The 26,200-nt window shown below is 73.2% G+C and carries 24 protein-coding genes; 16 read left to right on the plus strand and 8 right to left on the minus strand.

The genetic code is table 11. The features are described 5' to 3' along the window. The first annotated feature begins 28 nt into the window (after positions 1–28). The 9 genes from ACZZY9_RS11545 (at position 29) to ACZZY9_RS11585 (ending at position 9,397) form a co-directional block, all read left to right on the plus strand. On the plus strand, positions 29–1,528 hold the full coding sequence (locus ACZZY9_RS11545) for an MFS transporter (protein ID WP_463464166.1): 1,500 nt from the start codon (positions 29–31) through the stop codon (positions 1,526–1,528). A 119-nt stretch (positions 1,529–1,647) separates the two neighbouring features. Continuing rightward, the gene (locus ACZZY9_RS11550) at positions 1,648–1,953 is read left to right on the plus strand and encodes a hypothetical protein (RefSeq protein ID WP_463464167.1); all 306 of its coding nucleotides are present in this window, start codon (positions 1,648–1,650) and stop codon (positions 1,951–1,953) included. A 9-nt stretch (positions 1,954–1,962) separates the two neighbouring features. Further along, the gene (locus ACZZY9_RS11555) at positions 1,963–3,090 is read left to right on the plus strand and encodes a hypothetical protein (protein WP_463464168.1); all 1,128 of its coding nucleotides are present in this window, start codon (positions 1,963–1,965) and stop codon (positions 3,088–3,090) included. A gap of 44 nt (positions 3,091–3,134) precedes the next feature. Beyond that, positions 3,135–3,530: a hypothetical protein gene (locus ACZZY9_RS11560; RefSeq protein WP_463464169.1), complete on the plus strand. Its 396-nt coding sequence runs from the start codon at positions 3,135–3,137 to the stop codon at positions 3,528–3,530. A 278-nt stretch (positions 3,531–3,808) separates the two neighbouring features. Then, positions 3,809–5,476 carry a hypothetical protein gene (locus ACZZY9_RS11565; protein ID WP_463464170.1) on the plus strand — a complete coding sequence of 556 codons (1,668 nt, stop codon included), beginning with the start codon at positions 3,809–3,811 and terminating at the stop codon, positions 5,474–5,476. 153 nt (positions 5,477–5,629) lie between these two features. Then, complete coding sequence (locus ACZZY9_RS11570) at positions 5,630–6,190, plus strand: sigma-70 family RNA polymerase sigma factor (RefSeq protein WP_192061508.1); 561 nt, start codon at positions 5,630–5,632, stop codon at positions 6,188–6,190. Next, positions 6,183–7,001 carry a hypothetical protein gene (locus tag ACZZY9_RS11575; protein WP_463464171.1) on the plus strand — a complete coding sequence of 273 codons (819 nt, stop codon included), beginning with the start codon at positions 6,183–6,185 and terminating at the stop codon, positions 6,999–7,001. Before ACZZY9_RS11570 ends, ACZZY9_RS11575 begins: the two co-directional genes overlap by 8 nt. Positions 7,002–7,366: 365 nt before the next feature. Beyond that, complete coding sequence (locus ACZZY9_RS11580) at positions 7,367–7,966, plus strand: hypothetical protein (RefSeq protein WP_243216570.1); 600 nt, start codon at positions 7,367–7,369, stop codon at positions 7,964–7,966. A 39-nt stretch (positions 7,967–8,005) separates the two neighbouring features. Beyond that, a complete protein-coding gene (locus ACZZY9_RS11585; protein ID WP_463464172.1) occupies positions 8,006–9,397 on the plus strand; it encodes a signal peptidase I in 1,392 nt (463 codons plus the stop codon). Here the strand turns inward: ACZZY9_RS11585 and ctlX are convergent. Beyond that, positions 9,375–10,499, minus strand: a complete 1,125-nt coding sequence (gene ctlX / locus ACZZY9_RS11590) for a citrulline utilization hydrolase CtlX (RefSeq protein WP_463464173.1) — start codon at positions 10,497–10,499, stop codon at positions 9,375–9,377. The genes ACZZY9_RS11585 and ctlX overlap by 23 nt on opposite strands. A gap of 8 nt (positions 10,500–10,507) precedes the next feature. Beyond that, positions 10,508–11,536, minus strand: a complete 1,029-nt coding sequence (locus ACZZY9_RS11595; RefSeq protein WP_463464671.1) for an ornithine cyclodeaminase — start codon at positions 11,534–11,536, stop codon at positions 10,508–10,510. Positions 11,537–11,717: 181 nt separating this feature from the next. Here ACZZY9_RS11595 and ACZZY9_RS11600 point away from each other — a divergent pair, with 181 nt between their 5' ends. Continuing rightward, complete coding sequence (locus ACZZY9_RS11600) at positions 11,718–12,149, plus strand: Lrp/AsnC family transcriptional regulator (protein ID WP_192061503.1); 432 nt, start codon at positions 11,718–11,720, stop codon at positions 12,147–12,149. Between the two features lie 49 nt (positions 12,150–12,198). Continuing rightward, positions 12,199–12,759 carry a TetR/AcrR family transcriptional regulator gene (locus ACZZY9_RS11605; RefSeq protein WP_463464174.1) on the plus strand — a complete coding sequence of 187 codons (561 nt, stop codon included), beginning with the start codon at positions 12,199–12,201 and terminating at the stop codon, positions 12,757–12,759. 708 nt (positions 12,760–13,467) lie between these two features. Here the strand turns inward: ACZZY9_RS11605 and ACZZY9_RS11610 are convergent. After that, entirely contained in the window at positions 13,468–14,481 is a 1,014-nt protein-coding gene (locus ACZZY9_RS11610; protein ID WP_463464175.1) for a MurR/RpiR family transcriptional regulator, read from the minus strand. 162 nt (positions 14,482–14,643) lie between these two features. Here ACZZY9_RS11610 and ACZZY9_RS11615 point away from each other — a divergent pair, with 162 nt between their 5' ends. From ACZZY9_RS11615 to ACZZY9_RS11625, 3 genes are read left to right on the plus strand one after another with little or no spacing between them, the layout of a single operon-like run. Then, entirely contained in the window at positions 14,644–15,666 is a 1,023-nt protein-coding gene (locus ACZZY9_RS11615; protein WP_243215858.1) for an ornithine cyclodeaminase family protein, read from the plus strand. A gap of 1 nt (position 15,667) precedes the next feature. Continuing rightward, the gene (locus ACZZY9_RS11620) at positions 15,668–17,257 is read left to right on the plus strand and encodes an aromatic amino acid ammonia-lyase (RefSeq protein ID WP_463464176.1); all 1,590 of its coding nucleotides are present in this window, start codon (positions 15,668–15,670) and stop codon (positions 17,255–17,257) included. Positions 17,258–17,315: 58 nt separating this feature from the next. Further along, complete coding sequence (locus ACZZY9_RS11625; protein WP_463464177.1) at positions 17,316–17,951, plus strand: DUF6518 family protein; 636 nt, start codon at positions 17,316–17,318, stop codon at positions 17,949–17,951. A 93-nt stretch (positions 17,952–18,044) separates the two neighbouring features. Here ACZZY9_RS11625 and ACZZY9_RS11630 read toward each other — a convergent pair whose 3' ends face one another. From ACZZY9_RS11630 to ACZZY9_RS11640, 3 genes are all read right to left on the minus strand, one after another. Then, on the minus strand, positions 18,045–19,991 hold the full coding sequence (locus ACZZY9_RS11630) for a BCCT family transporter (protein ID WP_463464178.1): 1,947 nt from the start codon (positions 19,989–19,991) through the stop codon (positions 18,045–18,047). Positions 19,992–20,053: 62 nt separating this feature from the next. Continuing rightward, positions 20,054–20,992 (minus strand): alpha/beta fold hydrolase, encoded by a 939-nt coding sequence (locus ACZZY9_RS11635; RefSeq protein WP_463464179.1) that lies wholly within the window; start codon positions 20,990–20,992, stop codon positions 20,054–20,056. A gap of 178 nt (positions 20,993–21,170) precedes the next feature. Continuing rightward, positions 21,171–21,437, minus strand: a complete 267-nt coding sequence (locus ACZZY9_RS11640; protein ID WP_463464180.1) for a hypothetical protein — start codon at positions 21,435–21,437, stop codon at positions 21,171–21,173. A 167-nt stretch (positions 21,438–21,604) separates the two neighbouring features. On the opposite strand from ACZZY9_RS11640, the gene ACZZY9_RS11645 reads away from it, so the two are divergent. Together ACZZY9_RS11645 and ACZZY9_RS11650 are read left to right on the plus strand one after the other, a co-directional pair. Further along, positions 21,605–22,138, plus strand: coding sequence for a PadR family transcriptional regulator (locus tag ACZZY9_RS11645; RefSeq protein ID WP_463464181.1), 534 nt, complete (start codon positions 21,605–21,607; stop codon positions 22,136–22,138). Between the two features lie 5 nt (positions 22,139–22,143). Further along, entirely contained in the window at positions 22,144–23,853 is a 1,710-nt protein-coding gene (locus ACZZY9_RS11650; protein WP_463464182.1) for an ABC1 kinase family protein, read from the plus strand. Between the two features lie 157 nt (positions 23,854–24,010). Here the strand turns inward: ACZZY9_RS11650 and ACZZY9_RS11655 are convergent, their stop codons facing one another. After that, positions 24,011–24,970: a MerR family transcriptional regulator gene (locus tag ACZZY9_RS11655; RefSeq protein ID WP_463464183.1), complete on the minus strand. Its 960-nt coding sequence runs from the start codon at positions 24,968–24,970 to the stop codon at positions 24,011–24,013. Between the two features lie 178 nt (positions 24,971–25,148). Beyond that, positions 25,149–26,189 (minus strand): LacI family DNA-binding transcriptional regulator, encoded by a 1,041-nt coding sequence (locus ACZZY9_RS11660; RefSeq protein ID WP_463464184.1) that lies wholly within the window; start codon positions 26,187–26,189, stop codon positions 25,149–25,151. Between the last annotated feature and the right edge of the window lie 11 nt (positions 26,190–26,200).

Raw genomic sequence — 26,200 nt, forward strand, 5'->3', positions numbered from 1 at the left:
TTTCATTCCGTACCGATTCGGAACGAAAGTGAGACCGCATGACGACCCGCTCCTCCCCCGGCCGCGCGACCCCAGCCACTCGGACACCGCGCACAGCGGTGATCCCGTAGGAGTGTTCTCACCGGGGCTGCGGGCCCGGACCGTGGGCATCCTGGCCAGCGTCGGTGCCGTGGCGCTCGAGTCGCTCGGCGTCGCGACGATCCTGCCCGTCGTGGCCGACGACCTCGGCGGTCTGTCCGCCTACGGCTGGGGGCTCTCGGCCCTCATGCTCGCGAACATCGTGGGCACGGTGCTGGCCGGTGGTGACATCGATCGACGCGGACCGGCACGCACGGTGCTCGTCGGGGGCCTCGTCTTCGCGGCGGGCTGCATCGTCGCCGGCGCGGCCCCGACGTGGGAGGTGTTCATCGCGGCCCGCGCTCTTCAGGGCCTCGGGGTCGGCGCCGTGATGGCCTACGCGTACAGCCTCGTGGGCCTGGCCTACCCGGCGCGCCTCCGGCCGGTCATGTTCGCGTTCCTGTCGTCGGCCTGGACGATCCCGTCTCTCGTGGGGCCCCTGCTCGCCGGTGCGCTCGTCGCCGTGGCGGACTGGCGACTCGTCTTCTGGGTCGTCGGACCGATGGTCCTCGCCCTGCTTCCCCTCGTACTGCCCAGCGCGCGTCGAGTCGGCGCCGTCTCCTCCCGGGGCGGACCGGACTCCGGTGCCGCGGCGGCTCGCAGCGTCGACGAGGCGCGTCGGGCGCGACGCGGAGCGCTCGTCGCCTCCATCGTCCTGGCGGTGGCTTCGGCGGTTGTCCTCGCCTCCCTCGAGAGCACGTCGCTCCTCGTGCTCGTACCGCTCGTCGGCATCGGCGGCCTCGTCGCAGCGTGGTCGTTCCGCAGGCTCACACCCGTCGGCACGCTGCGGGGAGCGCGCGGAGCGGCCGCGGGCGTCGGAGTGCGGTTCCTGCTGTGCGGCGCGTACTTCGGCTCGGAGGCCTTCGTGCCACTCGGTCTGACGCGTCTGCACGGTGTCGGAGTGACCCTCGCCGGTGTGGCGCTGGCGACGGGGGCTCTCACCTGGACGGCGGGTTCCTTCATCCAGGCGCGCATCGACGCCGCCCGGCCGGGTACGAGGGCCCGGTCCGTCCGATGGGGGTTCGTGGTGCTGCTCGCCGGGCAGGTCCTCACGGCCGTGACCGTCGCCGTCCCCGACGCCTGGTCAGGAGGCGCGGTGCTGGGATGGGCGATCGCCGGGCTCGGCATGGGGGTCGCCTTCAACGCCGCGACGAGCGCGACGATGTCAGCAGGGTCGTCCGCCGGCGCCACGAGTGCGTCGCTCCAGCTCGCCCAGACGCTCGCCACGGCCCTCATCGCTGGTGCAGGGGGAGCCGTCCTCGCAGCGGCGGGGACGGGCCCGGCAGGATTCGCCGGGGTCTTCGCCGCCACCGGGGCGCTGGCGCTGGCCGGCGTCTTCCTGGCGGGTCGTACGGACACTCGCGTCGCATCCATTCCGAATGAGCGCCTCGCCGTCAGGAACGATCGGTAGCGGGTCAACGTGCGCAGGGGGTGTGCAACCGGTCCATGAACGAAGACCGGCGGCTGCCCGCGCCGCCGAGGCCCCTGGGGGCTGTCGGACCGACCGGCGGCACCGCTAGCCTGCCGGGCATGGATGCGCCGATCGACCGACTGCTCGCGAGCGCCGGAGGGTCCGGTGCGATGTGGCCTGCGGCGTACGACCTGGGCTGGACGGCGATCATCGCGATCGGCGCGCTCGCCGCCGTCTGGATGCTCGTCAGCGTCGTCAGGTCGGCCCTCAGCGGTTCCGCCAAGGCCCTCTGGATCGTGCTCTGGGCACTGATCGCCCCTGTGGCGATCGTCGCCTGGCTCGTGATCGGGCGAGACGCCCGCGCGTCGGGTCGCGAGATCCGCGCCTCGCGGGCCGCTCGCGAGCCGTCGGCCGACGCATCCTAGGCTGAGCGCATGACCGCCCCCATCGACGCCGACGCCCTGCTCGCCGGCCCGCGCGGGCGACGGCTCTGCCTCGAGCTCGTGCAGCAAACCGAGCCGATCACCGAGGCGCGTCAGCACTTCGGCGAGCTCGTCTTCGTGGCGTCGTACCGGATGGCGAAGGCGAGCGGGGCGTCGATCGCCTTCTACACGAGCGGAGCCGGCGGCGGCTCGGACCCTGACGACCAGCTGCCCGACCCGACCCCCGCCGAGCTCGCCGCCGCTCTCGATCGGGTCGAGTTGCCGCACCTCGACGACGACACGCTGACGACCGCCCTCGTGAGCACCGTCGACGCCGCCGCCTACTGGCAGGAGCCCGACGGCGACGATCTGCTGATCGCCGAGCCGGTCGTCACCCGGGCCCTCCGTCGCATCGCCGAGCACGTCGTGTCGTCGCCCGCCATCGCCTGGTGGACCGAGGGCGTGGCCCCCGAGCAGCACCTCGTCGAGTTCGACCGGCCACAGCTCCGCACCGGCGAGCCCCCGTCGTGGAGCGTCATCGGCGTCCGAGCAGCCCTGCAGCAGTGGCGCGACGCGCGCATCGCCGGCGAGGCCGAGGCGCTGCGCGAACGATCCCTCGACCCGACCTCTTCGTTCAGCGCCGACTGGTGGTCGACCCCGAACTGGATCGGCCCGGTCACGACCCACGCGGGGCCCGACGGCGCCCCGCTCGGCCTGCGACTCGTCGAAGACGGCTTCGGCGACACCCGCGCACACGTGCGGCAGCTCGACGTCCCGCCCGGCGCCCGGGTGATCGAGGTCGACGGCCCCGACGACTGGGCCCGCCTCTGCCGCGAGCACCCGCTCGAGGTCACCGCGTCGCACCGGCACGACTGGTACCGCGCGACCGGTCGGGCCGGGGCATGGGTCTCGCCCGACTGGGCGTCCGTCGCCGAGATCGCCGATGCCGTGCACGTCTCCGTCGCCGGGTACCTGCTCACCGCCGGCCGCAGCGTCCCCGTCGGCGAGAGCACCGCCTCCGTCCTGGCCGGCTGGAGCCCCGACGAGACCTACTGGCTCACCGACGTCGCCGCGACCGACGCGCCCACGACCACCTGGGCGCTCGACGACGACGCCGGGCGCTGGGTCCTCGAGGCCTGAGGGCAGCGAGCGGACGGATCCGCGGCGACCGCTAACCTGCTCGCATGACCTCGCCGATCGATGCCGACGCCGATCCCGACGACGATCCCGACGCCGATCCCGGCGACGGTCGGCGGTCGCGCGTGCTCGGCGCCCTCGGCATCGCGACGGCGGTCGGAGTGCTGTTCGCGTCGGTCATCATCGTCCCCGCCTTCTTCCCCATCTCGACGGTGGGCTCCTCGACGCCGACGGACCCCCTGCTCACCCGGGTCGGGGAGTGGTCTGCGGTGTACCTCGCCCCCGGGATCATCGCGACCATCGTCCTGGCGACGGCCGCGGGCGCCCGAGGAGGACGAGGGCGCCGCCGGGGGATCATCGCCGGAGGGATGGTCGCCCTCTCGCTGCCGGTCTTCCTCGTCGCGCTGTTCGTCGACTCCGTCTTCTTCGATTCGGCCCCCTGAAGGAGGCGCGGGTCGGCAGTGAACGGAACCGCACCTCCCGAGACCACCCGGGCGCTCGACGACGACGGGCTCCGCCGACGCCGGTCGGTCGCATAGATGAGGCTGCGTCATCCCAGCGGACGATCTTGCATCACGGACCGGTCACGGGCCCCTCACCGCCCCTCCGGCGCCCCTACTGTCGGTGTCGTCGGCAGGGAGATCACCACGCCGGACGTCCGGCGCTCGGGGGTGGGTCAGAGCGGGCCGGTCGCGTCAGACCCACGCAGAGAGGCACCATCGTGCACGCGCACACCTGGCAGAAGGCGGCGGCGATCCCGACGACGCTCGCGCTCGCAGTAGGAGGGGTGCTGCTGGTCGTCCCGACGGCCACCGCCGCAGCGCCCGTCGACGCATCCGTCACCGAGGAGGCGCTGGTCACCGACCAGACACCTGCCCCGGTCGTCGAGGTCCCCGCCGAGGCGCCGGGAGAAGACGTTCCGGTCGTTGAGGCACCGGTCGCCCCCGAACCCGCAGGCGACGAGACAGCAGTCGTGGAGCCGGTCGCTGACGAGCCGGCAGCCGTCGAGCCGGCAGTCGATGAGCCGGTCGCGGTCGAGCCCGTCGCCGACGCGCCGGTCGCCGTCGAGCCCGTCGCGGCCGACGAACCGACCGCGGCCGCGGCCGCGATCCCGACCTCGCCGGTGCTCACGAGCCCGGCGTCGGGCTCCGTCGTCCGTTCCGCCGCTCGGGGCGAGGGAGACTTCCGCGCACCGGTGACCTTCACGGGAACCGGTCAGCCCGGTGCCGTGGTCAAGGTCCGCATCGACCCGGTCCGCGCCGCGTCCAGCAGCACGAGATACGCCGTCGCACCCGTCGGGGCCGACGGCGGCTGGACGGCGACCGTCGAACTGGGCGACATCGAGTGGATCACCACCGTGCGCCAGTACGCCCGCGGTGTCGACGGCCAGCCCGCCGGCGACCCGTCCCCCGAGGTCCGCGCGCCCTTCCAGCACGTCGTCGCCTACCAGGCGGCGCCGGCGCCCGTCACGATCGTGTCGCCGACCGCCGGCGGTCTCTACGAGCCGACCAGCGCCTCCGGAGCCACCCGCCTCGGCGGCCCGGTGACCATCGTCGTCCGCGGCATCCCCGGGGCGAAGGTCGAGATGTCGTGGCGTGACGCCACGGGCTCGCAGCGCGGTCCCTCGGGCGACATCACCGTCCCCGCGTCGGGCGTGCTCACCCACGTCGCGACCATCCCCACGGGTGAGTGGCGCTTCAGCGCACGGCAGTACCTGGCCGACGACACCGGGCGCCGCATCAGCTCGCGCTCCGTCGTCTCGGGCGGACGCGACTTCACCGTCCGACCGGCGACCCTGCCCGTCCCGACGGTGACCTCGGTCGCCGACGGGGGCGTGCTCGTCGCCGCGGGCCAGTACCCGCAGGACGCCGTCTTCGGCCCCCGCCCCGCCGTCACCGAGGAGCTCGTCGGCACGGGGACGCCGGGAGCCACCATCGAGATCGTCGCGACGGACCCTGCCCGCGAGTTCCCCAACCGGCTCCTGGCCGACGTCGCAGCCGACGGCACCTGGCGGGTCGTCCCCTACCTCGAGCCCGGAGAGCAGGTCCTGACGGTGCGTCAGGTGCAGAGCCCCACCACCAGCCCGAGCGGCTTCTCGGGGGTGAACGCCGGGTCGGCCACGATCACGGTGCGTCTCTCCGTCGTCCTCCCGGGCGCGCGTCCCGAGGCCGCGCCGGCGTCGCTCGACGGGACCTCCCGTCCGGGCTCCGTCGTCGTCGGCCCGGGGGCCACGCCGCAGACCCCCGGCACCGTCGACGGATCCCTCGCCTACACGGGTGCCGAGACCGCCGAGCAGGCCGGCCTGCTCGGTGCGCTGATGGTGGCCCTCGGTCTCGGCGCCGTGGTGGTCTCGCGTCGTCGCCGTGCCCGCCGAGGGTCCGGGATCTGATCACCCGCGCCTCCTGAACCGCCCGCCCTCTAAGGGCGTCCGCCCCGCCGGTCTCGTCCGGCGGGGCGGTCGTCGTCGGTCGGCATTGAACGGAACCGCACCTCCCGACGTATCCCCTAGAGACCCCGCCGCCCTAGTCTGAGAGGAACGTCGATGACGGCCCTCCTGACGCCGCACCGCCACCCGACCGCCGAGCGGAGCCCGATGACCGCACCACCGTCGAGCTTCGACGTCGACGAGGCCTTCGCCGAGCACGGGTCGGCGCTGCTCGGCTTCGCCGTCAACGCCCTCGGCGACCGCGGACAGGCGGAGGACTGCGTGCAGGAGACGTTCCTGCGCGCATGGCGGGCGCGCGACCGGTTCGACCCGACCCGCGCCTCCGCCCGCACCTGGCTCTTCGCCATCGAACGGCGCCTCATCATCGACGTGCTGCGCGCCCGGCAGCGCACACCGCACCTCGTCACACCCGACGACGCCCCCGACGCCTCGACGAACGACCCCGACCCTCTCGACCGCCTCGGCCTCGTCGAGGGGCTCGCCCGGCTGAGCGACGAGCACCGCGCCGCCGTGGTCGCCGTTCACCTGCGCGGCCGCACCTACCGCGACGTCAGCGAGAGCACCGGCGTGCCCGTCGCGACGCTCCGCACCCGCGTGCACTACGCCCTGCGCGCCCTCCGCACCCACCTCGACGAAGGCGACACGACCGATGACTGACCCGACGCCCTCGCGCCGCGACGAGCTGATCGCGGCGGCGCTCGCCGACGACCTCTCACCCGCCGAGGCGGCCGAGTTCGCGGCGCTCCGGGCAGACGCCCCCGGCGTCGACGCCGAGCTCGTCGAGCTGGGTGCGCTCACGGCGCGCCTCGCCGACCTCCCCGAGCCGGACGGAGGGGCAGGAGGCGCGGGCTGGGTCGACCTCGAACCCAGCGCCGAGCTGCGGCGACGCGTCGCGGGCATCGCGGGTGCCGACGCGCCCGCGGTCGACGCGGCGCCTCGCTTCGATGCCCCGGTCGCCACCGACGCCCGGGTCGCCCCCGTGACCCCGCTGCCCGACCGCTCGGCACGACGCCCCGCCCGCACCACCCGTCGCCCGAGCCGGCGCACGCTCCTCACCGCGCTCGGCGCCGCGGCCTGCCTCGCGGTCGGAGCCGGCGCGGGGGCCCTCGTCGCGACCCCCCGCGACGGTCACGTCGACGGCCCGCCCGGCACGCTCGGCGCCGTCGAGCCGGTCGCCTTCGCCGGCGCGCCCTCGGGGGTCGAGGTCGACGGCGACGTCGTCGCCCACACCTGGGGCACCGAGACGCTCCTGACGGTCACCGGGCTGCCCGCCGGAGACCCCTTCACCGTGGTCGTCGTCGGCGACGACGGGCGCGAGTACGAGTCGGGCACGTTCCTCGGCACCGACGTCGAGATCGACTGCAGCCTGAACGCGGGCGTGCTGCGCGAGGACGTCGCCGCCGTCGAGATCCGCGGGGCCGACGGCGCCGACATCGCGGTCGCCGAGGTCCCCGCCGTCGACGCCTAGCGCCCGGCTCACCGCGCCCGACTCGCTGCGCCCGGCGCCCGACTCACCGCGCACGACTCATTGCGCCACGAGATGGACAGGACGCCAGGTTCAAACCTGGCGTCGTGTCCACTTCCTGGCGCTGTGGGCGGCCCCCGCGCCGGCGGGCCCGGCCCGCCCCACCCCGCGCGGGCGTCCCGCGAACGGGGGTCGGCCGCACCTCTTGCGCGACCCACATGACTGAACTATCTTCATTTTTGTACCAACGGAGCGTCATCGGGTCCTCACCGCACCCGAGCGATCGAGCGCCGCGACCCAACCACTCGCACCGTGCCTCCTACCGTCCACCGTGACGCTCCGTCTTCTTCCGGATCAGGAGCTCCACCATGTCCATCGCCGCAACCCGCGCCGCCCGCATCGCCGCCTTCGTCGGCGTGCCGCTCGCCCTGGTCGCCTCGGGCGTCATCGTGTCGACCGCGTCGTACTCGGCGTTCTCGGCCACGACGTCGAACCCGACGAACAACTGGACCGCGGGCAACGTCGCCCTGTCCGACGACGACGCGAACACGGCGATGTTCAACGCCACGGCGCTGAAGCCCGGGTCGACGGGGACGAAGTGCATCGTCGTCACGTCGACCGGGTCGCTGCCCTCGGCGGTGAAGCTGTACGGCACCACCCCCTCCACGACGAACGCGCTCGCGAGCAGCCTGAACCTCACGGTCGAGCAGGGCACCGGCGGCACGTTCGCCGACTGCACCGGCTTCGTGGCGCAGGCCACCGGCGGCTCGCTGTACAGCGGCACCGTCGCGAACTTCGGCACGACCTACTCGAGCTACGGCAACGGCATCCCCACCTGGTCGCCCACCGGCACCGCCAGCGAGAGCAAGGTCTTCCGCTTCAGCTACACGCTGCCCTCCAACGCGCCGTCGACGGTGCAGGGCGGCACGGCGGCCCTCGGCTTCACGTGGGAGGCCCAGAACAGCTGATCCGCGGCCTCCGGGCGCTCCGAACGAGAGGTCGTCGTCGTGTTCACGTCGCACGCTCACGTCGCAGCGGCATCCGGGTCGGCCTCAGCCCGGGTGTCGTCGGGCGGGTCGAGCGTCGATGCGGCCACGGTCGCCGACTGGTCCCGGATCATCGCGGCGACGCTCGCCCGCGGGATCATCGCGACCCTGCTCGGTCTCGCCTTCTGGGCGGCGGCCCCCGCTGTCGTCGGCTGGCAGCCCACCACGGTGATGACCGGGTCGATGATGCCGCGGGTCGCCGTAGGAGACGTCGTCATCTCGCGGCCGGTCGACTCCGCGCGACTCGACGCCGGGCAGGTCCTGCTCTTCGACGACCCCGATCACGAGGGGGCGCTGCGACTGCACCGGGTCGACTCGACGGCCCCCGACGGCACGCTCATCACGAAGGGCGACGCCAACGCCGCCGCCGACTCGTCGCCGGTGCCCCGTGACGACGTGCACGGCATCGGCGTGCTCCGCGTGCCGCTCATCGGCATGCCCATCGTCTGGCTGCACGACGGCGACGCCGCGCACCTCGTGCTCGCCGGTCTCGCCGTCGCGGTGCTGATCGCCGTCACCCTGCTCGACGGGCCGCTGCGCCGCCGCCCCGAGCCCGACCCGTCGGCCGTCGCCGGTCGCGCTCACGGACGACACGGCGGCGGGGGCCCCGCAGGCGGAGGCTCAGGAGGCGCGGGTCGAGCCGGCGCCCGTGCCGCCGGCTCCGGACGGGGCGGCATCCACCGCGCCGGGGTCGCCGTCGGCCGGATGCTGCGGGTCGTCGCACCGGCCGCGCACGTGCAGGAGGCGCGCGACGGGCGGTCGCGCACCGCACCTCCTCGGATCCCCGGCCGCGCAGGCGTCGGCACCCGCCGCCTCGTGCTCGTCGAGCGTCGCGCGGCGCATCGGCGCCGACGCCTGCTCTGGGGCGCGGGTCTCAGCGCGCTCGTCATCGCGACCGCGGGCATCGGGTTCGTGCTGCCCGCGACGGCGATCGCGGCTCCGTTCCTCGCGACGACCGTCAACCCGAAGTCGTCGTGGACGGCGGGCATGGTGGGTCAGCCGGCGGCCGTGCCGAACACGACGACCCTCGGGTGCGTCAACGCGGGGAGCAACGGGGTGACCATCACGTTCGCCTACCCGGCGGGCGCCGACGCGGACTCGTTCGAGCTCCAGGGGCCCGGCCTGCTCGGCGGCACGGTGACCTACGGGAGCACCGCTGCGTCGTCGGCGACGTCGAATCAGAACTCGACGAAGTCGGTCACGTTCACCCCGACCGCGGGCCTCAGCCTCAATCTCGCCTCGACGGTCAAGGTCAAGGCCGTGCTCGGGGCGACGGGCACCCTCTGGACCTCGACGTCGGACGCGACGACGGGTGTCACCGTGTCGATCCTCAACGGGCTCCGCTGCCGCTGACGGCGCCGAGCGGCGGCAGGTGCACCCCGGCGAGCATGCAGCGCACCGACCCGCCGGCCAGCTCGATCGTCGGCACGTCGAGCGGCAGCGGGCGGGCGTGCCGCGCCACCGTCGCCCGCTGCGACGGGGTGAGAGCCGCCCAGCCGTGCGCCGACACCGCGAGCACGGGCCCGTCGGCGCCCCGCAGCTCGAGGGCGTTGCCGGCGAACTCGGCGAGCTGGGCGCGGGTGAGGGCGACCACCTCGCGTCCGGAGGCGGCGAGACGGTCGGCCACGCGCCTCCTCTCGCTCGACGACCCGATCGCCTCGAGGCCGACCAGCGCCAGGCGCGAGGCCACGCTCATCATCACGTTCGTGTGATAGATCGGCACCCCGTCGGCGTCGGTCGCGGTGAACGCCTCGACGTCGTAGTCGAGCCCGCGGCAGACGAGATCGACGGCGGCCCGGTCGGCCCGATGCGAGAGGGCCACGTAGGCGACCCGCTCGACGTGGTCGAAGACGAGCGCCCCGGTGCCCTCGACGTGCAGCCCGAGCGACTCGAGCGACGAGTGGTCGACCACCGACCCGACCCCGTACGAGCCGCGCAGCAGCTCGACCACGTCGCCGCGCCGCTCCGACCGCCGGTTCGGCGAGTGCATCGGGTAGAGCAGCAGACGCCCGTCGGAGTGCGTCGAGAACCAGTTGTTCGGGAACACCGCGTCGGGACGATCGGCCCGCTCGTCGTCGACGAGATGCACGCGCACACCCGCGGCGCGCAGGGCGGCCGCCACCGAGTCGACCTCGGCGCGGGCGCGCGCGGCGATCTCTGCCCGCGACGCGTCGACGTCGGCGGGGTCGGTCTGGAACGCGTTGTCCCGCGCCGTCTGCGGGTTGGGCGTGAAGTGACGCGGACGCACCATCACGACGGCGGCGGGGGACTGGCGGGCGAGCCGCGCCTCCTCGGGGTCGGCGGCGACGGGGGACGAGGAGGCGCGGGCCGGGTCGGCGACGCCGGTCGCGTTCGCGCCGGTCGCGTTCGCGCCGGTCGCGCCCGCGCCGGTCTCGCCTGTGCGGGTCGTGCCGGCGCCGGTCGCGCCCGCGCCGGTCTCGACGACGCTCGTCATGTCGGCCCTCAGACCCCGACGGGCTGACGGGCGACGAGGCCGAAGAGGTCCTTCGGGTCGTCGGGGTCGGCGACGAGGTCGATCTCGACGGCGTAGTCGGTGCCGGCGACGTCGTCGCGCAGGTACTTGAGCGCGCAGACGTCCTCGATGGCGAAGCCGACGGAGTCGAACACGGTGATCTGCTCGTCGCTCGTGCGCCCGGGCAGTCGGCCGGCCACGACCTCCCACAGCTCGGTGACGGCGAAGTCGGCCGACTGGTGCTGGATCTCGCCCTCGACCCGCGTCTGCTCGGGGTACTCGACGAACACGTCGGCGCGGCGCAGCGTCACCGGGTCGAGCTCGGTCTTGCCGGGGCAGTCGCCGCCGATCGCGTTCACGTGCATGCCGGGTCGCACGGCCTCGTCGGGCAGCACGATCGCGTTCTGCTTGTCGGCCGTGCAGGTGGTGACGACGTCGGCGCCCTCCGCGGCCTCGACCGGGCTCGCGCAGACGGTGATGTCGAAGCCGAGCGGGGTCAGGTTGCGGACGAGCTTCTCGGTCGCCCCGGGGTCGACGTCGAAGACGCGCACGATCTCGATCCCGAGGGAGGCGCGCATCGCCAGCGCCTGGAACTCCGCCTGCGACCCCGCTCCGATCAGGGCGAGCACCCGCGAGTCGGCGCGGGCGAGCCGCTTCGCCGCCATCGCGCTCGTGGCGGCGGTGCGGAGCGCGGTGAGGATCGTCATCTCGGCGAGGAACGTCGGGTACCCCGTGTCGACGTCGGCGAGCACGCCGAACGCGGTCACGGTCTGGAACCCGCGGGCCGGGTTCGACGGGTGGCCGTTGACGTACTTGAAGCCGTACGTCTCGCTGTCGCTCGCGGGCATCAGCTCGATGACCCCGATGGGAGAGTGCGAGGCCACGCGCGGCGACTTGTCGAAGGCGGGCCAGCGGGCGAAGTCGCGCTCGAGGGCGGTCACCATGCCGGCGGTGATCGGGCCGACCCCGCGGTCGGTCACCCAGCGGATCATGTTCTGCACGTCTACGAAGCGCACCACGGGCGCCTCCCCTCTGCTCGTCTCGCCGGTCGCCCGGTCGCCCGGTCGTCCGGTCGTCTCGCCGGTCACCCGGTCGTCGCTCCACGCTATGGCTGCGCGATATGCACCGGCAATCGCCAGCACGCGCTGAATCGCACCCCCGACTCGGCGATCCGCGCAGTGCTGCTGTACATTTCGGGTCATGGCCGATCTCGACGAACTCGACCGGCGCCTCCTCGCCGCCCTCCGGGTCGACGCCCGCGAGTCCGCCGCCGCCCTGGCGCGCCGACTCGGGGTCACACGCGCGACCGTGACGTCGCGACTCGACCGGCTCGAGGCGTCGGGCACGGTGCTCGGCTACACGGTGCGCGTGCGTGAGGACCACGACCCCGATCTGATCCGCGCGATCGGCTTCATCGAGATCGAGGGGCGGTCGACCGACCACGTCATCCGGCAGCTGCGCGGGTTCCCCGAGGTGGTGTCGCTGCACACGACCAACGGTGGATGGGATCTCGTCGCCGAGTACCGCACCTCGTCGCTCGGCGAGTTCGACCGCGTGCTGGCGCGGATCCGCAGCGTCGAGGGCGTCATCAACTCCGAGACGAGTCTGCTGCTGAGCTCGGTGCTCCGGTAGGAGGCGCGGGCTGCGTACGTCCGTACGCATCGTGACTAAGGTGGTCGGCATGACGGCCCGGCGCAGCGACCCCGAGCGGCGCGATCGTCTGATCGACGTCACGCTCGACCTCATCGCCGAGAACGGCGTCGCCGGCATCTCGCATCGCAAGATCGCGACGCGCGCCGACGTGCCGCTCGGCTCGATGACCTACCACTTCGACGGGATGGACGACCTGCTGCACGAGGCGTTCACCCGCTTCGCCGGCACCATCATCGCGCGCTTCGAGGCGGCGCTCGGCGCGGCGACCGCACCTGACGAGGCCCGGGCGGCGATCGTGTCGCTGATCCACGACGATCTCGCGGCCGAGGGGAGGCTGCGCGACCAGGTGCTGTCGTACGAGCTCTACACGCTCGCCGCGCGCCAGCCGGCGTTCCGTCGCATCACCCGCGAGTGGATGCGCCGCAGCCGCGTCGAGCTCGAGCGGCACTTCGACCCCGACACGGCACGACGCGTCGACGCGCTGATCGAGGGGCTGTCGATCCACCGCGTGCTCGACCCCGAACCGCCGTCGCGACGCTTCACGGAGGAGGCGGTGGCCCGCATCACCGCGCCCGCCCCGCCCGCCTGACCCGCGCCTCCTCGCCTCTGCTGCGCTGCGCCTCCCCGCCTCCTCGCCTGCCCCGCGCCTCCTCGTCCACCCATAAACCGCGTTCGCGAAGATGAACTGCGTTCTATCGCGGTTCTTCTTCGCGAACGCGGTTCATCGCCGGGCGCCGCGCCTCCTCGTCCCGCCCGACCCGCGCCTCCTCGCCTGCCCCCGCCCGCGCCTCCTCGCCTGCCTGACCCGCCTGACCCGCGCCTCCTCGTTGACCCGTAAACCGCGTTCGCGAAGATGAACTGCGTTGTATCGCGGTTCTTCTTCGCGAACGCGGTTCATCGCCTCTCCTGTCCCGCGCCTCCTCGCCCCTCCTGCACTGCGCCTCCTCGTTTTCCTGCGCCGCGCCTCCTCGTTCCTGTTGCGCCGCGCCTCCTCGCCCACCCGTAAACCGCGTTCGCGAAGATGAACTGCGTCGTATCGCGGTTCTCCTTCGCGAACGCGGTTCAGCACTGCGCGGGGACGGGGGAGGAGGCGCGGGTCAGGTTGCGCAGAACGGCGCGGGGCGAGGGGGACGAGGAGGCGCGGGTCAGGTTGCGCAGAAGGGCGCGGGGCGAAGCGGATGAGGAGGCGCGGGTCGGCGTTCGCAGGAACGGCGCGGGGCGAGGCGGGGGAGGAGGCGCGGGTCGGCGTGCGCAGAAGCGGCGCGGGTCGGCGTGCGCGGGAACGGCGCGGGCCGGGTCAGGGGGCCCGGTACTCCCACTCGGCGACGCGCTCCTCGTGGGCGTCGAGGCGGGTGCGGGTGCGGCGCGCGTCGCGGGCGGCGACCCCCTCGAGCAGCGCGATCGACAGGGTGACGGCGGCGGCGTGCGAGTCGAAGACGAGATCCTGGCCGACGGGGGCCACGAGACGGACGTCGATCAGATGCGCGAACGGCACGAGCGGGGTGTCGACGATGCCGACCGTCGTCATGCCGAGCTCACGGGCACGGGCGAGGGCCCGCACGGTGGCCGCGGGGTAGCGCGGCATGGCGAACACGATCAGCGTGGTCGCCCCGTCGAGATGCAGCTGCGTGAGGTCGTCGTCGAGTCGCGCCGCGTCGTCGAGCACGTGGACCCCGGGCACGATGCGCTGCGCCAGGTACCCGACGTAGTTCGCGAGCGCCGCCGACACTCGCAGCCCCAGGATGCCGACCGGACGGCTGTCGGCGATCAGGTCGACCGCGCGCCGCATGGCCTCCGAAGAGATGGTCGCCTCGACGGCGCGCAGGTTCTGCCGCTCGTGCGCTAGGGCCGCGCCCGGCGTCGTGGCCGCACCGCCGACGCCACCCGAGGCGCCGCCCGCACCCCCGGCACCGCCCGTGCCCGCCGGGCCGAGGCCGCCGCCCGCTCCGCCCGCGCCGCCCGCGCCAGCGCCGCCTGCGCCTGCGCCCGCGCCGCCTGCTCCGGCACCGCCCGCACCGCCTGCCCCACGCGCCGGGGGAGTGGCCGTCAGCACGGCGTCGCGCGCCGCGTTGCGGAACTCGGCGTAGCCCGAGAACCCCAGCGCCGTCGCGATGCGGGTGACCGTGGGCTGGCTGACGCCCGCCGCCTCGGCCATGTCGATGGTCGACGCGAAGGCCACCTGCGGCAGCGAGTCGAGCATGTGCTGCACCACGCGGCGTTGAGTGGGCGACAGCCGGTGCTCGTGCACCAGGTCGATCAGCCAGCCGCGGACGCCGTCGAGCTGATGGTCGTCCAGATGCGGCGTGCTCACGGGTGGGGCCTCTCGGTGGGGTGCTCGCCACGGTAGCGGCGCACGGGGCCGGAACCGCGCCTCCTGAACATCATTAAACACAACCGTCACACAGCGCATGGAACAATTCACGCAGGCGTCCGCCACGTCAGCACGTCCCGCGCACTCGACCCGAGGAGAACCGTGACCACACCGACCCGCCCGATCTGGCTGCGCTACCTGTCGGGGCCCGACATCGACTCCCTCGACATCCCGTCGGCGGCGATCGTCGACGCGATCGACTCGGTCGTCGCCGCCCACGGTCGCGGCGAGACGGTCTTCGAACCGCGCATGCACCTCGTGCCCGACAACGGCGGGGTCGGTCACTTCAACGTGCTGCGCGGGCACGTGTCGACCCTCGGCGAGCGGGGCGTCAGCGGCGTCAAGGTCGTCGGCGACTTCGTGCCGAACTACCTCGAGGGGCTGCCGAGCGAGATGGCGATGGCGACCCTCTTCGACCCCTACAACGGCACGCCGCTCGCCGTGATGGACGCCACGTTCGTCACCGAGGCCCGCACCGGTGCGATGACGGCCGTCGGCGCCCGGTACCTCGCCCGCCCCGACTCGAAGGTGCTGGCCCACGCCGGCGCCCGTGGCACCGCGTTCTCGAACGTCACCATGCTCGACGGGCTGTTCGACCTCGACGAGATCCGGGTCACGAGCCGCCGCGTCGAGTCGCGCGAGGCGTTCGGCGAGCAGCTGCGAGCGGTGACCGACACGCCCGTGGTCGTCGTCGAGACCGCCGACGAGGCGTTCGACGGGGCCGACATCATCGTCGAGGCGACGCGGCTGACCGAACCCGCGCCGCTCCTCCGGCGAGAGCACATCCGACCCGGCGCGTTCGTGGTGCCCTACGGCACGGTCAGCGCGGTCGAGCCCGAACTGCTCGACGTGATCGACAAGGTCGTGGTCGACGACTGGGCCGAGTCGCGGTCGGGCCGGTTCGGCGCCCTGCGGCACCACGTCGACACCGGTCTGCTCAGCCCCGAGACGCTCTGGGCCCAGCTCGGCGAGATCGCCTCGGGCGCGAAGGCCGGGCGCGAGTCCGCCGACGAGCGGATCCTCTTCTGGCACCGCGGCCTGTCGATCCTCGACGTCGCGCTCGCGCACCTCGTGCTGCGCACCGCCGAAGAGGCCGAGGTCGGCACGATGCTGCGGTACCGCTGACGTGGCTGCGGAACCGCTCGCATCGGCCGCACCGCTCGAACCGCATGGGCCGCTCGGACCGCTGGTCGTCGACCGGCCGACCGATCTCGACGCCGACGCCATCCTCGAGGTTGCCGACGGTCGCGAGCTGCGCCTCACCGACCGTCTCGTGGCCGAGCTCGACGCCGCGCGCGCCGAGACCCTCGCCGCCCTCGACACCGGCGGTCCCGTCTACGGAGTCACCACCGGCATGGGCGCCGCCAGCACCATCGCCCTGGACGAGGAGGCGCGGGCCGGTCACCAGGCGCGCCTCCTGATCGCGCGCGCCACGGGATCGGAGCCCTGGCTCGCTCGACGCGAGGTGCGGGCGTCGCTCGCGGTGCGCCTCCGGACGTTCCTGTCGGGCGACGCGGGGGTCTCGTCGGCCCTCTGCCTGCGGCTGGTGGACGTGCTGCGGCTCGACCTCGTGCCCGCCGTCCCGGCCACGCGACTCGGCACCGCCGGCGAGATCGTGCCGCTCGCGCACCTCGGCGCCGCCGCGACGGGGGCCGCCACCGGCGAGCTGCTCACGGCGGAGGGCGCGGTGGTGCCCGCCCAGGAGGCGCTGGTCGCGTCGGGACTCGACCCGCACCTCCTCGGCCCGAAAGAGGGTGTGGCCCTGATCGAGGGCGTGCCCGTCACGACCGCGCGCGCGATCGTGCTGGCCGACCGCGCACGACGGGTGGCCGACCAGGCGCTCGCCGTGCTCGCGGCGGAGCTCGAGCTGGTGGGGGCGAACCGCGATCCGTTCCGGGTGTCGACGGCACGGGCGGACGACGCGCTCGCGGCCGTGCTGAGGCGGCTCGACGGGCTGCTGGGGCCCGAGCGGGAGTCGGCGGCGTTGCAGTCTCCCGTGTCTTTCAGGGTGAGCGGGCCGGCGCTGGCGCATCTCGCCAGGGTGCTCGAGGCGCTCGACGCGGCGGTGCTGCGGGCCCTCGACGGCGTGACGGACTCGCCCGCGCGACTCGACGGCGCGTTCGTGGGCACGGCCGGGTTCGACGGCTTCGACCTCGCCGCATCGCTCGACGCGGTGCGCTTCGCGGTGCTGCATCTGGCCGAGCTGGGCGCCGCTCGGCTGCACCGGCTGCTCGACGGGGCCGTGTCGGGGCTGCCGCGGCAGCTGTCGTCGGCACCGGGTGTGCAGGCCGGCATGGTGACGGTGCACAAGCGCGCGGTGGGCACGGTGCACGGGCTGCTGACGGCCGCCCGGCCCGCGTCGCTGGGCATCATCGAGACGTCGCTCGGACAGGAGGACGCGCAGTCGTTCTCGCTCGAGGCGGCCGAGCTGCTGGCGGGGGCGCTCGACGGGGCGACCGATGTCGCGGCGTGCGAGCTGCTCGCGGTGCTGCACGCCCGGCGGTTGCGCGGGGTGCTGGCGGGTGCGGGTGCGGGTGCTGGTGCCGGTGGTGCTGCGGCTGCGGCTGCTGGTGCGACGCCGCTCGACGACGAGCTCGCGACCGCGGATGCGCTGCTGGCGCCCGGTGTGGTCGACCGGCCCTTCGGACGCGACGTCGCGACGCTGGTGCGGATGCTCGCGGCGGGGTCGTTCTCGAGGAGGACATCGGCCGTCTAGAGAGTGATCCGTCGCTCGCGGGCTCGTCGGCGCGGCCGTCGACGGTCATGCTGACCTCATGAGGAGAACCGTCGGATCCACGCTCGCCTGGTGGGCGGTCGCCGTCGTCGTGGGGCTGCTGCTCGGAGGCGCGACGTCGTTCGGGCAGCAGCACCTGCCCGACGGGCTCAGGTCGTTCGCCAACTCGAACAGCGGGTGGACGCTGCTCGCGTTCGCGGTGACCGTCGTCAGCACCCGGTGGGCGAGCGCCCGACGCTGGTGGATCGCGGCGGGCATGGGGCTGCTCGTGTTCCACGCCCTGCTGCAGGGGTACGTGGTCGTGTCGACGCTGCGCGGGTTCCCCGACTCGTACGGGCCGGGCGACCTCTACTTCACCATCGCGACGCTGGCCGGCCCGGTGATCGGACTCGCCGGGCTGTGGTGGCGGGCCGAGCGACGGCTGCTGCGGGCCGTGGGGGTCGCGGTGTTCGCGGCCGTGATGATCGGCGACGGCGTCTCGGGCCTGCTGCGGGTCGTCGAGACGACGGGCTGGCTGTACTGGACGATCAGCATCGCGATCGGCGTCGGCGTGCTGGGGTGGGTCCTGATCCGGCGTCTCGATCGACCGCGGGAGCGCGTGGTGGCGACGGCGCTGACGGCGGTCGGTGCGGGTGCGTTCGCCGGGCTGTTCGGGGTCCTGTCCGGCGGGGTGTGACCCGGCTCGGTGCGGCCTGGCCGACTGCGACCGTGACCGTCGGGGCACCCCGCCCGGCCGGTGCCGGGTGGAGTGCCCCGAGGGCGAAGACCTCTAGTCGCGGTCGTCGTCCTTGCCGCTGCCGGGGACGGCGCCCTCCGCGACGGTGGCGTCGTCGTCGGAACCTTCGGAGGCCTCCGACGCCTCGGCCGCGTCGGCCTCGGCGGCCGCGTACGACGCGCTCAGACCCTCGTCGGCGTCGTGCTCGACCCAGGCGAGGTCGTCCTTCGAGTGGTCGTACGCGGCCGGCACGAGCGCGAAGTCGTCGCCGAACTCCTCGAGGCCGTTGCGCACGCTGTGGCGCACGACGCGCTCGGCGTACTGGTCGCGGAGGATGAGCGGATCGCGCCGCAGGTCCTTCAGGAACGCGATCATGATGAACGCCATGATGATCGCGAACGGCAGCGCCGCGATGATCGTCACGTTCTGCAGCGCGCTCAGCCCCGCGCCGTCCTCACCGCCGGCGACGAGCAGCACCGCGGCGATCGCGCCGACGAGCACACCCCAGGTCACGGTGACCCACCGCGACGGTTCGGGGCGGCCCTGCTGCGACAGCGTGCCCATGACCAGCGAGGCCGAGTCCGCACCCGTGACGAAGAAGATCGCGACGAGCACGGCGGCGATGACCGTGGTGACCCCGGCCAGAGGCAGGCTGCCCAGCATGCCGAACAGCACCTCCTCGGGCGGGCTGCTGGGCAGCGGGGCGTCGTTCATCCGCTGGTCGATCGCCGTCACCCCGAAGATCGCGAACCAGATGAACGAGACGATCGACGGGACGACCACGACGACCGAGACGAACTGGCGCAGCGTGCGGCCGCGCGAGATCTTGGCGATGAACATGCCGACGAAGGGGGACCACGAGATCCACCACGCCCAGTAGAAGATCGTCCAGCTCGACAGGAAGGCCTGCGCCTCCTCGCCCTGCGAGCCGGAGCGCCCGATCATCATCGGCAGGTCGCCGACGAACTGGGCGGCCACCGAGGGGATCACGTTGAGGATCAGCATCGACGGGCCGACGAAGAACACGAAGAGCGCCAGCAGGAGCGCCACGACCGTGTTGATGTTCGAGAGGGCCTGGATGCCGCGCGAGACCCCCGACACGGCGGAGATGATGAAGGCGATGGTCAGCACGGTGATGACCCCGACGAGCAGGGCGTTTCCGGCCTGGCCGATGCCGCTGATCAGCTCGACCCCGTGGCCGATCTGCAGGGCGCCGAGGCCGAGCGAGGCCGCCGTGCCGAAGAGCGTCACGATGATGGCGAAGATGTCGATGGTCTTGCCGAGGGGGCCCTGGGTGCGGCCCTCGCCCAGCAGCGACGCGAAGATCGACGAGATCAGCGGGGTGCGGCCGCGGCGGTAGGCGCCGTAAGCGATCGCGCCGCCGATCAGGGCGTAGAACGACCATGCCTGAGGTCCCCAGTGGTAGAGGACCTGCGTCAGGGCGGTGTGCATCGCCTCGACGGTCTCGGCCTCATCGGTTCCGGGGGGCGGGCTCTCGAAGAAGGTGAGCGGTTCGGCGGCGCCCCAGAAGACGAGGCCGATGCCCATGCCGGCGGCGAAGAGCATCGAGATCCACGAGAACATCGAGAACTCGGGCGCCTCGTCGTCGCGCCCGAGGCGGATGCGCCCGAAGCGGCCGAACCCGACCCAGAGCATGAAGACCATGATCACGGTCGCGATCGAGGTGAAGAACCAGCCGGTGTACTCGATCACCCAGGCGAGGACCGCGGAGGCGGTGGAGGCGAGGCTCCCGCCGCCGAGGACGCCCCACGCCAGGAACGCGACCGCGAAGAGGATCGCGACGCCGAAGACGGTGCGATCCGTGCGGAACACACGGCCGGTCTGCTCGACTCCGAGGCCGGGGATCAGCGCCGGGTGCACACCGCTGGGCGGTGGTTCGGTGAAGTCGCGGACGAGGCGCCTGGCACCGCCTGGGGTGCGATCGTGCTGCGGATTGCCGGACGGCTCGGTCGATCGGGGGCCCTGCTCGTTTCCTTGCATGGGAAGCAATTGTCTGATGATTGCCGGGAAAGGTCCAATCAGAGGCCCGCTAGGCGACGCCGTCAGCTCGACGAATCGAGGAACGCGCCCGTCTCCGCGGCGATCCGCGGCGACTGCGTGTGGTGCAGGTAATGGTCTCCCTCGAGCGGGACGACCCGGCCGCGCTCGACGCTCGCCGCCTGGCGTTCGTGGAGCTCGAGCCAGCCGTCGACCTCCGGGTCGTCCTGCACGACGAAGAGGAGCACCGGGAGGTCCGCCGGGAAGGTCGCGCCGCTGACCGAGGCGAAGTTGCTCGGGGTGCGCTGCATCTCGTCGAGCAGCGTCGGCGCCGTCGAGTTCTTCGTCGTGAGGAGGCGCATCTGCTCTTTGGTTCCCTCGTCGTAGGGCATCCCCTCGTACGGGTCGCCGGCGAGGGCGGACGCCACCCGGAGAAGACCCAGGTCGCGGAGCTGGACGAGCCCGTCGGTCGGCACGGGTTCATCCCACCCCGGCTGATCGGGGACGCTGCTGTCGATGCCGATGAACGCCGTGAGCTCGCCCGGGTGGAGTCGGCTCAGCTCGAGGGCGTAGACGCCGGCGATGGAGTGCCCCATGACCGCGTAGCGATCGACGCCCAGACTCTGCAACGCCTGGTGCGCCTCCTCGGCGATGTTCTCCGCGGTGCGTGGAGCATCGGTCTGGTCGCTCAGCCCGGTGCCGAAGGGCTCGAGGGCGATCACGCGATGGGTGTCGTCGAGCTCGGAGATGAGCGGCTGGAAATCGAGACCCGGGGCCGCCGTGCCGAGACCGGGCAGCAGGACGATCGTGTCGTCGCCCGTGCCGCTGACGACGGCGTTCATCTCCCTGCCGTCGACGGGAACGCGCTGCCCGTAGGGCGTGATGGCGGCGAGGTCCGACTCGGTGGCGACCACGTTGACGATCGACGTCGTGGCCAGTGCGAGAGCGGGCAGGGCGACCAGGGCGCCGACCACCCACAGCGTCGCTTTCAGGGGCTTGCGCATGGAGTCCTCTCGGTGCGGTTCGGGGTCCGCACGGTCTCCCAGAAGCACACCAGAGGTCGACGGTCTCGAGAAGTGCCGAGGCGTCACCTGTCGTCCGTTACGGATGTCATGACCGTCCCGTCCGGCGGTCGTCGACCGGCAGGAGGCGCGCGAGAGCCGGTCGGTCGCCCCGGTCCGCTCAGTCGTCCGTCGCAGGAGGCGCGGGTCGGGGATGCCGGATCGTCGCGACCGTCCCGACGACGCAGACAGCAGTCGCGATCACGAGGGCCCCGATCACCAGGCCGCCGAGGACGGACGTACCCCCGTCTCGCACCGCGACGTAGAGACTCTGTGCGACGCAGGACAGCCAGAAGACCGCGCCGATGCCCCACCCCACGGAGGACCCGCGGAAGGTCGGCCACTGAAGTCGCAGCCTGCCCCGCTGCTCTTTCTCGTTCTTCTCCATGCTCACCCCTTCGTCGTCGTCGACCTCTTCACCGTACGTCGAGGTCGAGGAGGGCTCAAGGAGCTTGGCCTCGTCGGCCCGCTCTCGAGTCTGAGTGCGAGCCCCGGAGGGTGACGGACGGCAGGTATATCGTTCGGGTATCGCTCGACCCTCGACAGGAGATCATCATGGGCACCTCGCGTACACCCGGTTCTTTCAGCGTCGACCTCGACGGGATGTGGCAGGCGATGGACCAGCTGCGCTCGACGTTCGACCGTCGTGACGGCTCGCGTGCCCCGCGCGGCGAGATCCGCACCGCCATCCTCGCGCTGCTCGCGGAGCGGCCGATGCACGGCTACCAGGTCATCCACGAGATCGACGAACGCAGCGGCGGCGACTGGAAGCCCAGCGCCGGCTCGGTCTACCCGACCCTTCAGCTGCTCGCCGACGAGGGTCTGATCGAGGCCGAAGAGACCGAGGGGCGCAAGGTCTACTCGCTCACCGACGCGGGTCGCGCCGCCGCCGGCATCGACTCCGCCGACCCGTGGGCGCCCTCCCGCTCGACCGGCGACCGCCGGACCGCCCTGCCCAAGGCCGGCATCGACCTCGCGCGTGCGACCGCCCAGGTCGGCCGCACCGGCACCTCCGCGCAGGTCGACGAGGCGGTGGCGGTGCTCGACGACGCCCGTCGACGCATCTACTCGATCCTCGCCCGAGACTGACGCGGGTGGCGTCGCCCCGTCTCGACGAGGCCCACCCCGCGGTACGCGACCGGGCCGGTCGTGCCCGCTACCGCCGCATCCTGCGGTTCGCGTCGCGTCACCTCGCCGTGACCTGGTGGTTCGAGCTCGTGCTGCCCCGGTTCGGCCTGCGCTGGGTCGCCGAGCGCACCCGCGCGAAGCGGATGCAGCGCTTCGCCCGGGGCTTCCACGCGCTCGCGCTCGACCTGGGCGGCCTGATGATCAAGGTCGGCCAGTACCTCTCGTCGCGCCTCGACGTGCTTCCGCCCGAGATCACGAAGGAGCTGGAGGGGCTTCAAGACGAGGTCACGCCCGTCCCGTTCCCCGAGATCCGGGCGCTCGCCGAAGCCGAGCTCGGCATGCCGCTCGATCGCGTCTTCTCATCCGTCTCGCCCGAACCGATCGCCGCCGCCTCCCTCGGCCAGGCGCACCGGGCGACGCTCGGCCCCGTCGACTCGGCCGACACGGGGCTCGTCGACGTCGTGCTGAAGGTGCAGCGACCCGGTATCGACCTCATCGTCGACGTCGACCTCGCCGCCCTCCGGAAGGTCGGCGGCTGGCTCAGCCACGTGCGACTCGTGTACGACCGCGTCGACGCCCCCGCGCTCGTCGAGGAGTTCGCGCGCACCAGCCTGGAGGAGATCGACTACCTCAACGAGGCCGCCAACTCGGCGCGCTTCGCCGCGGACTTCGCCGACGACGACCGGGTGGGGGTGCCCGACGTCGTGTGGGAGCGCTCGACCCGCCGCGTGCTCGTGCTCGAAGACGTCTCGGCGATCAAGATCACCGACGTCGAGGGCCTGCGAGCCGCCGGCATCGACCCCGCCGAGGTCGCGCCCGTCTTCGCCGCCGTGATGTTCGACCAGCTCTTCACCAACGGGTTCTTCCACGCCGACCCGCACCCGGGCAACATCTTCGTCACGCCGATCGCGGCGGCCGAGGGCGAGCGACCGTGGCGTCTCACGTTCATCGACTTCGGGATGATGGGCGAGGTGCCGACGGGCACGCGCAACGGGCTCCGGCAGCTGCTGATCGCGGCGGCGTCCCGCGACGGCAGCGGCATGGTCGGAGCGATGCGCGACCTCGGGGTGCTGCTGCCCAGCGCCGACACCAACGAGCTCGAACGCGCGGTGAGCGCCACCTTCGCCCGATTCGGCGGCATGGGCTTCGCCGAGCTGCGGCAGGTCGACCCTCGGGAGTACCGCGAGTTCGCGGGTCAGTTCGGCGATCTCATCCGATCGCTGCCGTTCCAGCTGCCCGAGGACTTCCTGCTCGTCCTGCGGGCGGTGACCCTCACCTCCGGCGTGTCCAGCGCCCTCGACCCCGTCTTCAACCTGTGGGACTCCGTCGAGCCCTACGCCGCCCAGCTGGTGCGCGACGAGCGGGGCAACGCCGTGCAGGACGTCGCCCGCCGGGCGCTCGGAGCCGCGGAGGTGGCGGTCCGGTTGCCGGGTCGCCTCGACCATCTGGTCGGTCGCCTCGAAGACGGGACCCTCGAGGTGGGCAGCCCGCGCATCGAGAAGCAGCTGGGGCGCATCGAGCGGACGGCCCGTCGGGTGCTGGCCGCGGTGATCTTCGGCGCGCTGCTCGTCGCGGGGGCGGTGCTGCGCGCCGACGACGACGGGCTCGGCACGGCGCTGATGATCGCGTCGGCGCTGCCGCTGCTGTACGCGCTCTTCGCGGGCCGCTGGCCCTAGCCGCGCGGCGCGTTGCGCGTTGCACGGGCGCGTGGCGCCGGGCGCGGGCGCGGGTGCGTGGCGCTGGGCGCTGGGCGTTGCGCGGGTGCGGCGGGTTCGTGTCATCGGGGGCGGGTCAGCGCTGACCCGCCGCCGATGACGGGAACCCGCCGCAGTCCTACTGGGTGGCACTCGGGTCGGGGGCGCTGAGCTCGAGGGCGAGCTCCATGGACCTCCAGCGGGCGGGGGAGTGGTCGTAGGGCATCTTGCTGATCGCCTCGGCGGCGCTCATGCGCCTCGGCCCCGCACCGCGACCGTCGGCGCCAGCCCCGTCGACCGCGTCGACCGCGTCGACCGCGTCGTCCTCGGCGGGATGCAGCTCGTCCCAGGCGTCGAGGATCGCGTCGTCCTCCGCGTCCTGGCCGGACGCCTCGATGGCGGCCTGCAGCGCCTCCTCGAAGGCGTGACGTTCGGCCGCGACCTGCGCCACCCGGGGGTCGTCGACCGCGACCGTGTCGTCGAGGGCCTCCTCGGCGGCGTCGACGCGGTCGGATTCCTCGCGCAGCACGGGGTGGGTGGCCAGGGCGACGAAGCGACCCGCCTGCATCGCGGCGGCGAGCGGACCGAGCATCCGCTCCGTGACCAGCAGGGTGTCCAGATCGTCCCGGCGCACCGAGCCCTCCGGCAGGGCCTCGAGACGACCGGCGACGATGTCGTCGAGCAGGCCGAGTCGGCTGCCCCGGGTCCGCATGCGCTGCACCGCGGCCCGTTGCCGCCGCAGCTCCGCCTCCTTGGCGACGAGGGTCGACTCGAGCCTGTCCAGCACCCGTGTGACCTGCGGATCGACGGGAGCACGGTCCCCGTCCGCACCACCGGCGGCATCACCGTCCCCACCCGCATCGTCGGCGAAGGCCCCGCGGATGTCCTCCAGGGCGACCCCGGCGTCGGCCATCTTGCGGATCCAGAGCAGTCGGATCATCTCGTCGTATCCGTAGCGTCGTCGGCCGTCCGAGCCGCGCTCGGGCTCGGGCAGCACGCCGATGTCGTGGTAGTGCCTGATCGCCCGAGGGGTGGTGCCGGCGAACGCGGCGGCGTCCCCGATCTTGACCTGACGCGGCGAGACGAACGACGAGAACATGAGCTGAGCCTTCTTCGGTGGGTGGGAGGTGAGTCCACCAGACCACATGACGCTACGGCACCTGCAAGTCGCGCTCGCCGTCCACGCCGCCACCGACTCGACACGCCGCCACCGGATCGGGTGGCGGCGTGTCGAGAACGTGGCGGGATGGCGAGCTCAGCCGGCGGGCGAGATGCGCTCAGCCGGCGGGCGCAGCCAGCGTGACGGGCGCAGCCGGCACCCCGGGCGCAGCCGTCGACCCGCGCGGCATGAACACCGGCCGGAACGTCTGCCGCCGCGCCCCGCCGTCGAGCTCGTCCCCCGGGGTGTGCAGCGCGTCGACGGCGGCGTCGACGATGGCCGCCTCGTCCCACGCGAACGTGCTGAGCTGCGGCTCGACGAGCGGTGCCATCGCGCTGTCGTCGTACCCCAGCACCGACAGCTCGCGCGGCACCTCGAGCCCGACCCGCCGGGCCGCCGCGTAAGCGCCGAACGCGATCGAGTCGCTGAGGCAGAGCAGCGCGGTGGGTCGCGACGTCGAGCGCAGCAGCCGCTCCGTCGCGTCGGCCGCCTCGCCGACCGCGGCGGGCGTGGCGGTGACGGTCACGTCGAGGCCGAGCTCCGAGCCGAGCGAGGTCGCGAGCATCTCGGCCGGTCGCCCGGGGGTGGCGGGCAGGGCGGGGGCGAGCACGCCGACCGTCCGATGGCCGAGCCCGGCGAGATGCCGCAGACCCGTGCCGACGCCGGACGCGTTGTCGAACAGCACCACGGGGGAGTCGGGGCGGTGGGCGAGCGCGTCGCCGATCGACACCACGCGGATCTCGTCGGGCACGTCGGCCCAGTACTCCGCCGACGGGTCGACCGGCAAGACGACCACGCCGTCGACCTGGCGGCTGTTCAGAGCCGCGAGCACCGCCTCCTCGCGGGTGGGCGACGCGTCGACGTCGGCGATCGAGGCGTTCAGCGCGAGGCGGCCGAGCGCGCGGCTGAGCATCACGGCGAGATCCTGCTGCCAGAGGTCGCGGAGCGTGCCGACGATCACGACGTTGCTGCTGCGCCCGCCGGCCAGCGCCCGGGCCACCGGGTCGACCGTGTAGCCGAGCTCGGCCGCGACCCGCAGCACCCGGGCCTGCGTCTCGGTCGAGCCGCGCAGCCCGCGCAGGGCGTACGACGTCGCGGACTTCGACAGGCCGGCCGCGTCGGCGACGTCCTGGAGCGTACGACGACGAGGCTCCTTCACCCGCACAGCAT

It is taken from the genome of Frigoribacterium sp. AC394 (assembly GCF_979258095.1).